Below are 9,145 nucleotides of genomic sequence, written 5' to 3'. Positions count from 1 at the left end.
CGACTACCCCGACATCGACCTGCAGCTTCCCGAAGGGGCGAACAGCTATCAGCACAAGGATGGGCGGCCGTACTGACGCTGCGCCTTGCGGCAGAGGGCGAGCTTCAATGCCCCTCGAACGCGACCAATGCGGAGGTCGGCACGCCCGCTCGGCGTAGCAGCTCCGCGCCGCCAAGCTCGGGCAGGTCGATGACGAAGGCGGAGGCGACCACCTCCGCACCGGCGCCCCGCAGCAGCTTCAGCGCCGCCTCTGCCGTTCCACCGGTGGCGATCAGGTCGTCCACCAGCATGACCCGCTCGCCGTGCACGATGGCGTCCATGTGCATCTCCATGGCGTCGGCGCCGTATTCCAGAGCGTACTCCACGGCCACGGTCTTGTGGGGCAGCTTGCCCTTCTTGCGCAGCGGCACGAAGCCGGCGGAGAGCTGGTGGGCGATCGCGGCGCCGAAGATGAAGCCCCGCGCCTCGATGCCCGCCACCTTTTCGATGCGCTCGCCGGCGAAGGGCGCCACCATCTCCTCGATCGCCTGGCGGAAGGCACGGGCGTCGCCGAGCAGGGTAGTGATGTCGCGGAACATGATCCCGGGCTTGGGATGGTCCGGGATGGTGCGGATGGCGTCGCGCAGGTTCATGCAGATGTCTTCGCAGAGAGGATGCGCGCCGCCACGGCGTCCAGCTTGGCCATGAGCGCCGGATCGCGGTGCTCGGGGGAAGTGATCAGCGCAGCGTCCAGCACCGTGTCGATGGGCGAGGGCGTGCGCGGCGTCTTCGCCAGCGCCTTGCATAACTGCGCCACAGTAGCCTTGGCGCGGTCGGCGTTGGCGTGCATCACGCGCACGATGTCGGCCACCTGCACGTGGGCGTGGTCCTCGTGCCAGCAGTCGTAGTCGGTGACCATGGCCAGGCTGGCGTAGGGCAGCTCGGCTTCCCGGGCCAGCTTGGCCTCGGGCATGTTGGTCATGCCGATGACGTGGCAGCCCCAGTCCCGGTAGAGGTCGCTCTCCGCCCGGGTGGAGAACTGCGGCCCCTCCATGCAGAGATAGGTCCCGCCCGCGCGCACCTTGGCGCCGGCCGCTTCCGCCGCCGCGGCCGCCAGCTCGGAGAGGCGCGGGCAGACGGGATGGGCCATGGAGACGTGGGCGACCACGCCCTCGCCGAAGAAGCTCTTGGCCCGGGCGAAGGTGCGGTCGATGTACTGGTCCACCACCACGAAGTCGCCGGGGGCCAGCTTCTTGCGCAGGCTCCCCACCGCCGAGAGCGAGACGACATCTGTGCAGCCGGCGCGCTTCAGGGCGTCGATGTTGGCGCGGTAGTCGATGTGGCTGGGCGAGACCCTGTGGCCGCGGCCGTGGCGGGGCAGGAAGCGGACCGGCACGCCATGCAGATCGCCGAACAGCAGCTCGTCCGACGGCGCGCCCCAGGGGCTGTCGATGCGCCGCCACTCGCGATTTTCGAGCTGTGCGATCTCGTAGAGACCCGAGCCGCCGATGACGCCCAGCACCCAAGGGCGGGCCGCGGGATCGCTCACTAGGCCGGGGCTCCGCGGAGCAGGGACTTGATGGAAACGACGGCGTCGTCCCAGGCGGGCGTGCCGGGGGTGATCCCCTCCACATGGCCGCCCGGGGGCGAATGGAAGACGACCTTGTCGCCCGCGGCGCTGGCGGCCTGGACATAGGCTTGGCCGATGACGGGGGGAACGGTCGTGTCCTCGGTCCCGTGGATCACCACCTGAGGCACACCGAGCGGGAGCAAGGCGCTGGGCGACGTATCGGCGTAGACGTCACGCCGGGCCTTCGACGCCGGGCCGGCGAGCTTCTTCAGGACCTCAGGGCCGCAGGCGGTCTGGGTATCGGTCTTCAGGTTGGGGATGCCGGCGATATCGACCACGCCGACCACCGGCTGGGGCGCGGCCCAGTGCAGCGGGCTCCAGGCCGGCAGCTTGTAGCGGGCGGCGGCCCACAGCGCGAGCTGGCCGCCGGCGGAGTGGCCGACCACCACGACCCTCTTCATGCTGATGTCGTCATGCGGCGCTTCCAGCGCCAGCCGGTCCATGGCCGCGCCGACATCGCGGAAGGTGCCGGGGTAGCCGCCTCCCGGCTGATCGGTGGCGCGGTACTCGATGTTCCAAACCGCAACGCCGCGCTTGCGCAGGTCTTCGGCCGCATAGTTCATGATCGTGTGGTTGGCGATGGAGGCTTGCCAGCAGCCACCGTGGATCATTACCACGGCTGGGAACGGACCCTTGCCCAAGGGCAGCCACAGGTCGGCGACCTGGTTGGGGTCGTCGCCGTAGGAGACGGTGCGGGTGGGCAGGGGCTTGGGCCGGAACAGCAGGTCCGGCCAGGTCATCAGGCGGGCGGCGGCGGAAGCCCCTCCCCCAACGAAAAGGGCGGCCACCAGGGCCGCCCCGATCTCCAGCCCCGCGCAGCGCATCTAATGCGCCACGTTGCGCCAGATGGCGCGGTAGGAGCCGTAGACGACGCCGGCGAAGACCAGCAGGTAGATCATCACCGCCAGGCCCGTCTGCTTGCGCTCCTCCTGCTTGGGGTCCGAGGCCCAGTCCAGGAAGGTCGCCACGTCGTGGGCCTCCTGGTAGGTGGTGGCCTTGGTGCCGTCGTCGTAGGTGACGCGGTTGGGCGTCAGCTGGAAGGGCATGGCGATGAAGCCGCCCTTGGGAACCTTGTCCTTGGGGCCCGACCAGAAGGACGACAGGTCGCCGGGGAAGTAGGGGTTGTAGTACTTGCCCGCAGGCACCGTCAGGCCCTTGGGCGGGCTGGGGGGATAGCCGCTGGTCAGGCTGAAGATGTAGTTCGGGCCGTCCTCCCGCGCCTTGGAGATGACCGACAGGTCCGGCGGCAGCGCGCCGCCGTTGGACGCCCGGGCCGCCGCCTCGTTCGGCCACGGGTTGCGGAAATGGTCCGCCGGCGTGGCGGGACGCTGGATGGCGTCGCCGGTGTCCTGGTCGATGTCGGGCACCTTGACGTCAGCCGCGATCGCCTTGGCGTAGGGGCTGTCGTTGGGGTTAGGATATTTCGGATTGTAGAAGGGGCCGCCCGGCTGGGCCAGGTTGCGGTAGTAGACCAGGTTCATCGAGTGGCAGCTCGAGCAGACCTCGGAATAGATCTTGAAGCCGCGCTGCAGCGCGCCCTGGTCGAACTTCCCGAGCGGGCCTTCGAAGCTGAAGCCGGGGTGCTGGGCCTCCTCCCACTTGGACTTGGCGGTGGCGGAGGTGGCGGACAGCAACAGGCCCGCGACGCCCACCCCTAGCAGGGCGCCCCTGAGCGCGTGACGCAGCATCAAGTTCAACCCTTCTTGGAGGCTTCGGCGGCGGCGCCCGCCGGCATGGCCACGCCATGGCCGTGGGCGGACAGCACCGGCGAGGAGATGGTCTCAGGCACGGGCTTCGCCTTCTCGAAGAAGCCCAGCAGGGGCAGGACGGCCAGGAAGTAGCCGTAATAGTAGAGCGCCAGGAAGCGCGAGAACACCGTCACCGACAGGCCTGTAGGGTCGCCGGCGATGTCGTGGCCGGTGGCGATCACCACGTCGTCAGGCTCCTTCGACCCGCACCAGCCCAGGATCAGGGTCACGGCGAGGAAGATCAGGAAGAAGGTCCGCGCCGCCGGCCGGTAGCGCATGGAGCGCACCTTTGAGGTGTCGAGCCAGGGCACCGCGAACAGGACAGCGATGGCCCCGAACATGGTCATCACGCCCAGCAGCTTGTCCGGAACGGCGCGCAGCATGGCGTAGAAGGGCAGGAAGTACCACTCCGGCACGATGTGCGCGGGCGTCTGCAGCGGGTTGGCGGGGATGTAGTTGTCGGCGTGAGCCAGCGCGTTCGGCGCGAAGAAGACGAACCAGGCGAACATGATGGTGAAGCAGATCACCGCGAAGCCGTCCTTCACCGTGTAGTACGGGTGGAAGGGGACGGTGTCCTCCTTGGACTTCACCGCCACGCCGGTGGGGTTGTTGTTGCCCGGCACGTGCAGGGCCCAGATGTGCAGCCCCACCACGCCCGCGATCATGAAGGGCAGCAGGTAGTGCAGCGCGAAGAAGCGGTTCAGCGTGGCGTTGTCGACCGCGAACCCGCCCCACAGCCAGGTGGTGATCATGGTGCCGAGGCCCGGGATCACGCTGTCGAGCGCCGAGAACAGGTTGGTGATGACGACCGCGCCGTAGAAGCTCATCTGGCCCCAGGGCAGCACGTAGCCCATGAAGGCGGTGGCCATCATCAAGAGGTAGATGACGCAGCCGAGCAGCCACAGCACCTCGCGGGGGGCCTTGTATGAGCCGTAGTAGAGGCCGCGGCTGATGTGGATGTAAACCGCCAGGAAGAACATCGAGGCGCCGTTGGCGTGGATGTAGCGCAGCATCCAGCCGAAGTTCACGTCGCGCATGATGGCCTCGACGCTGTTGAACGCCATGGCCGAGTTCGGCACGTAGTGCATGGCCAGCACGACGCCGGAGATGATCTGCACCCCGAGGCAGAAGGCCAGGATGCCGCCGAAGGTCCACCAGTAGTTCAGGTTCTTCGGCGTCGGATAGTCAATCAGGCTGTCATAGCCCAGCCGCACGATGGGCAGGCGCACATCCAGCCAGCGCTCGAAGCCGGTCTTGGGTTCGTAGGTGGAATGTCCGCTCATTGGTCTCGCTCTGGGGATTTGCGGCCGACGCGCCTTGCGGCGATCAGCCGATCTTCACCTTGGTGGGCGTGAGGAACTCATAGTCCGGCAGGAACAGGTTCAGAGGCGCTGGGCCGGCGCGGATGCGCCCGGCGGTGTCATAGACCGAGCCATGGCAGGGGCAGAGCCAGCCGCCGTAAGTCCCGCCTAGGTTCGGCACGCAGCCAAGGTGGGTGCAGACCCCGATCAGCACAAGCCATTCCGCCTTGCCGGGTTTGTGGCGGCTGGCGTCGGCGGCGGGCTCGCGCATGGGGGCGTGGTCGTCGGCCACGGCCTCGGCGATCTCCTTGGGCGTGCGGTGGCGCACGAAAACGGGTTTGCCGCGCCACTTGATGGAGGCGGTGGAGCCCACCAGCACCTTGGACAGGTCGTACTCCACCGAGGCCAGGGCGAGCGTGTCGGCCGAGGGGTTCATCTGGTCGATGAACGGCCACACGGTCGCCACCGCGCCGACGCCCACCGTGGCGATCGCCGCGATGTGGATGAAGTCGCGGCGGCTGCCTTCATCGCCCGGCTGGGCGCTGTGGCCGTGCTCTACGTTGGGATTGGCGTTGGCCGTCTCGACCACGTCAGCCTCTTGGAAACAGCTATGCGCGGGAAGATCAGCGCGTCCGGGACCGATTAGAATGCGACTGGCGCTTTTTCAACCGGACATTCCGCAAAACCTCGGCGGAGCCATGCGGTTATGCGCCTGTCTGGGCGTGGGACTGGACGTGATCAGCCGTGCGGCTTCCCGCTGGGCGACCGGGCGGTGCGGCGGGCGGCCATGGACTATGCCGGACAGGTTGAGGTGAGGCGCCATCATTCGTGGGCGAATTACCTGGCGGGGCGCTCGGGCGGAGGCCGGATGCTGCTGCTGACCACCTGTGGGGCGGTGCGGTATACCGACGTGGCCTACCGGGCGGATGACACGCTGCTCGTGGGTCGCGAGAGCGCAGGCGCGCCGGAAGAGGTACATGCGGTGGCGGACCGGCGGCTGGTCGTGCCCATGGCGCCCGGCCCGAGGTCGCTGAACGTGGTGGCCGCCGCGGCGATCGTGCTCGGCGAAGCGCTGCGGCAGACGGGCGGTTTTGACCTTCCTCCGCCCTCGCGGGTAGGATGACTACGCCGCCTCGAACCGCACCGGACCGCCCCAGAAGGTCTCTGCGTGGCCATTCTGCGCCCGGGGCTCGCCGGTGGTGAGAAAGCGGCGGCATCCCGCGTGGCCTGGATCGTACTCAGGATGGCGGCCGAGGTAGCGCTGCATGGCGTCGGCGACCGCGACCGGCTGGTGGATGAGGGGCGTGCCGGGCTTCAACGCCGCGCGGAACAGGTCGGCCACGATCTCGTAATGGGTGCAGCCGAGGATCGCCCGATCGGGCTCCCGTCCGATGCGCAGGCTCAGGGCGCGGACATGGGCGCCGATCACCGCCGCCAGCTCTTCCTGGGGCGCTCCGGCCTCGATCAGGCGAGCGAGGTTGGAGCAGGGCTCTGTGAAAACGGCCACGTCCTGGCGGCGCTTATCGATCTCGATCTCATAGACGCGGCTCCCCGCCGTCGCCGGAGTGGCGAACAGGCCGAGCACGTCCACCGCCTCAACCCGCTCGCCGCGGCGCTCGGCCTCGTGCTCCCACGGCAGGCCGGTGGCGGCCTCGATGGTCGGCACGATGATGCCGATGACGTTCACCGGCCGATCTAGCGTCCTGCGGTAGCCGGGTAGCCAGGTCTGCTGCAACCGGCGGAGCGCGGTGGCGCAGGCGGTGTTGCAGCCAAGGATCACTAGGTTCGCCCCGGCCTCGAACAGGCGGATGCAGCCCTGACGGGTGATGTCCACGATGTCCTCGCCCGAGAGCTCCCCGATCGGGCAGTGGGCTTGGTCGGCGAAGTAGACGAAGTCGGAGTTGGGCATGCGCTCGACGAGGGCGCGGTGCACGCTCAGGCCGCCTATGCCGGAATCGAATACGCCGATGGCCATGGGGCCGCCCTTCTACCCTGAGCGGAGGCTTGGTCCACCCTTCAGGGTTAACGGGAGGTGAGCAGACAGCCTGCTCACATGCTCAGCACCACCTTGCCCACGTGCTCTCCCGCCTCGAGATAGGCATGGGCGGCGGCGGCCTCCTCCAGCGGGAAGACCCTGTCCACCGGCGGGCGGAGCTGGCCCGAGGCGACCCAGGGCCAGGCGCGCGCCTCGATGGCCGCAGCCAGCCGTCCCTTCTCCTCAGCCGGGCGGCCGCGGAGGGTGGAGGCGGTGAGGGTCAGGCGCTTCACCAGCATCAGGGCCAGGTTCAGCTCGACGCCGGCGCCGGCCAGGAAGGCGATCTGGGCGATGCGGCCGTCGGGATTCAGGGCGTCGAGGTTCTTCGGCAGGTAATCGCCGCCCACCATGTCCAGCACCACGTCGGCCCCGCCCGCCGTCCTCACCTCGACGGCGAAGTCCTGGGTGTTGGCGTCGATGGCGAGATCGGCGCCGAGCCGCAGTGCGGCGGCGGCCTTCTCCGCGCCGCGCCCGGTGGCGATGACCCGGCACCCGGCGGCGCGGCCCATCTGGATGGCGGTGACGCCGATGCCGCTGGTGGCGCCGTGCACCAGCAGGGTCTCGCCCGGTTGCAGGCGCGCCCGCTCGAACACGTTGGCGAAGACGGTGAACACTGTCTCAGGCAGGGCGGCGGCCTGCACCTTGTCGACGCCGGGTGGGATCGGCAAGACCTGCCGCCCGTCCACCGCAACGTACTGGGCGTAGCCGCCTCCGCCGAGCAGCGCGCAGACTTGGTCGCCCACCCGCCAGCGCGCCACCCCCTCGCCCAGAGCCGCGACCTCGCCGGCCACCTCCAGCCCCAGCGTGTCGGGCGCGCCGGGCGGCGGCGGATAGGCGCCGCGGCGCTGCAGCAGGTCGGGGCGGTTGACGCCGGCCGCGGACACCCGGATCAGGATCTCGCCAGGCCGGGGGGCGGGCGTCTCCACCATCTGGGGGTAGAGGGCCTCCGGGTCGCCCTTGCCGCCGCGGACGGCGATGCGTGTCATCTGGTGGGGGATGTCCTGCATGGTCTCGCCTCTCGTGCCGCACCCGGCGGTCTGTTAGGATGCATAAGCTCAAAGGCCGCCGATTGGCGCCGTCTCACGAGGACTCCCATGGAGGAACCGGCCCCGCCCCGCGCGCCCCGAGGCGCCCACCTCGACGCGGCGACCCGCGAGGACCTGGACGCCTACGGCGTGGCGGAGCTGAACGCCCGCATCCTGCGGCTCCAGGGCGAGGTCGAGCGCACCCGCGCCGCTCTCGGCCGCAAGCAGTCGGGCCGGCAAGCCGCCGACGCGCTCTTTTCCATCCGCCGAGGATGATCCCGGTGGGACCACGCGCCGCGGCGGGCATGGCACAGCCGTTGCACGCCTGGTTGGCGGACATGGCCGATGTGGGCCGGTCCAGCTTCAGGATTTGAGCATGAGCGAGCTGGCGGTGCGGGACCAGGACGTGGGCGCGCGGGCAGGCGCGGTGCAGGATTTCGCCCGCTCGGCCCTGTTCGACCGCACCTTCCAGGACGGCATGGCCCTGGTCGAGGACACCGCCGCCTATCTTGACGGCGCCGGTCGGCAGGAGGCGCGGCTCCTGGCCCGGAGCGCGGCGCTCGCCTACGCCAGCCTCAGCATGCGCCTGACCACCCAGCTGATGCAGGTGGCCTCCTGGCTGCTGGTGCAGCGCGCGGTGCGCGAGGGCGACATGGCCGCGGTCGAGGCCTGCGACGCCCGCTATCGCCTGAGCACGCCCGTGGCCGAGGACCTGGTCGCCGACGTGGAGGCTGACGCCGGTTGGGGCCCAGGCCCGGACGAGAACGGGGTCGCCCTGCCTACGGGGCTGCTCCGCTTGCTGGACAGGTCCCGGCGGCTGTACGAGCGCGTGGCCCACCTGGATACGCGCATGTACTGCGCGCCCTCGCCCGATGTGGACAGCAACCCGGTGATGTCGCAGCTGGACCGGCTACGCGCCGCCTTCGCTGGTTGAGCGGCAAGCCCCGCATCGCCTTCCAAGGTGCGCTCGGAGCCTTCAGCCACGAGGCCTGCCTGGCCCTGCTCCCCGGGGCTGAACCGACGCCCTATCCGAGCTTCGACGACGCCTTCGCCGCGGTGCTGACCGGAGCGTGCGCCCTGGCGCTCATCCCGAGCCAGAACACCATAGCCGGGCCGGTGCCCGAAGTGGCTCCGCTGCTGGCGTCCTCGGGCTTGGCGGTGCTGGCGGAGCACCCCTGGCCGATCCGGATGCAGCTGATGGGCGTGCCCGGAGGCTCGCTGGCCGAGGTGCGCACGGTCGCCAGCCATCCCATGGCGCTGAAGCAGTGCGGCCTGTTCCTGCGTGACCATGGTTATGCGGCGGAGGCCGCCTACGACACCGCCGGTGCGGCGGCCGAGCTGGCCGTGTCGCCGGACCGCACCCGCGCCGTGGTGGCCGCCGCCGCCGCCGCCGAGCTGTACGGACTTCAGGTGCTGGCCGCCGACGT

At 69.7% G+C, this 9,145-nt stretch carries 12 protein-coding genes; 4 read left to right on the top strand and 8 right to left on the bottom strand.

All coding sequences use genetic code 11. The features are described from left to right. Positions 1 to 104: 104 nt before the first annotated feature. Genes HUV06_RS12330 through petA form a run of 6 tightly spaced genes read right to left on the bottom strand, consistent with a single transcriptional unit; the run spans position 105 to position 5,247 of the window. On the bottom strand, positions 105 to 632 hold the full coding sequence (locus tag HUV06_RS12330) for an adenine phosphoribosyltransferase (protein WP_174301560.1): 528 nt from the start codon (positions 630 to 632) through the stop codon (positions 105 to 107). After that, a complete protein-coding gene (locus HUV06_RS12325) occupies positions 629 to 1,528 on the bottom strand; it encodes an S-methyl-5'-thioadenosine phosphorylase (protein ID WP_174301559.1) in 900 nt (299 codons plus the stop codon). Before HUV06_RS12325 ends, HUV06_RS12330 begins: the two co-directional genes overlap by 4 nt. Then, the gene (locus HUV06_RS12320; protein ID WP_174301558.1) at positions 1,528 to 2,433 is read right to left on the bottom strand and encodes a S9 family peptidase; all 906 of its coding nucleotides are present in this window, start codon (positions 2,431 to 2,433) and stop codon (positions 1,528 to 1,530) included. Before HUV06_RS12320 ends, HUV06_RS12325 begins: the two co-directional genes overlap by 1 nt. Then, positions 2,434 to 3,297: a cytochrome c1 gene (locus tag HUV06_RS12315; RefSeq protein WP_174301557.1), complete on the bottom strand. Its 864-nt coding sequence runs from the start codon at positions 3,295 to 3,297 to the stop codon at positions 2,434 to 2,436. Between the two features lie 5 nt (positions 3,298 to 3,302). Next, positions 3,303 to 4,640 carry a cytochrome b N-terminal domain-containing protein gene (locus tag HUV06_RS12310; RefSeq protein WP_174301556.1) on the bottom strand — a complete coding sequence of 446 codons (1,338 nt, stop codon included), beginning with the start codon at positions 4,638 to 4,640 and terminating at the stop codon, positions 3,303 to 3,305. A gap of 43 nt (positions 4,641 to 4,683) precedes the next feature. Beyond that, the gene (petA, locus tag HUV06_RS12305; RefSeq protein ID WP_174301555.1) at positions 4,684 to 5,247 is read right to left on the bottom strand and encodes a ubiquinol-cytochrome c reductase iron-sulfur subunit; all 564 of its coding nucleotides are present in this window, start codon (positions 5,245 to 5,247) and stop codon (positions 4,684 to 4,686) included. A gap of 117 nt (positions 5,248 to 5,364) precedes the next feature. On the opposite strand from petA, the gene HUV06_RS12300 reads away from it, so the two are divergent. Then, positions 5,365 to 5,781, top strand: coding sequence for a tRNA (cytidine(34)-2'-O)-methyltransferase (locus tag HUV06_RS12300; RefSeq protein ID WP_371811078.1), 417 nt, complete (start codon positions 5,365 to 5,367; stop codon positions 5,779 to 5,781). On the opposite strand, the gene HUV06_RS12295 is transcribed toward HUV06_RS12300, so the two are convergent. Continuing rightward, positions 5,782 to 6,633 carry a glutamate racemase gene (locus tag HUV06_RS12295; RefSeq protein WP_174301554.1) on the bottom strand — a complete coding sequence of 284 codons (852 nt, stop codon included), beginning with the start codon at positions 6,631 to 6,633 and terminating at the stop codon, positions 5,782 to 5,784. Between the two features lie 74 nt (positions 6,634 to 6,707). Then, complete coding sequence (locus HUV06_RS12290; protein ID WP_371811077.1) at positions 6,708 to 7,700, bottom strand: NAD(P)H-quinone oxidoreductase; 993 nt, start codon at positions 7,698 to 7,700, stop codon at positions 6,708 to 6,710. Positions 7,701 to 7,787: 87 nt separating this feature from the next. Here HUV06_RS12290 and HUV06_RS12285 point away from each other — a divergent pair, with 87 nt between their 5' ends. The 3 genes from HUV06_RS12285 to HUV06_RS12275 all read left to right on the top strand — a co-directional run. After that, on the top strand, positions 7,788 to 7,994 hold the full coding sequence (locus HUV06_RS12285; protein ID WP_174301553.1) for a DUF1192 domain-containing protein: 207 nt from the start codon (positions 7,788 to 7,790) through the stop codon (positions 7,992 to 7,994). A 100-nt stretch (positions 7,995 to 8,094) separates the two neighbouring features. Next, a complete protein-coding gene (locus tag HUV06_RS12280; RefSeq protein WP_174301552.1) occupies positions 8,095 to 8,652 on the top strand; it encodes a DUF1465 family protein in 558 nt (185 codons plus the stop codon). After that, the coding region (locus tag HUV06_RS12275; protein ID WP_305793642.1) for a prephenate dehydratase domain-containing protein at positions 8,649 to 9,145 on the top strand (497 nt) is incomplete at its 3' end. The genes HUV06_RS12280 and HUV06_RS12275, both read left to right, overlap by 4 nt.

Source organism: Caulobacter sp. S45 (assembly GCF_903642205.1).
Classification (GTDB): Bacteria; Pseudomonadota; Alphaproteobacteria; order Caulobacterales; family Caulobacteraceae; genus CAHJWH01.
Note: the sequence above shows the minus strand (reverse complement) of the source record. Positions and strands in the feature narration are given on the sequence as shown.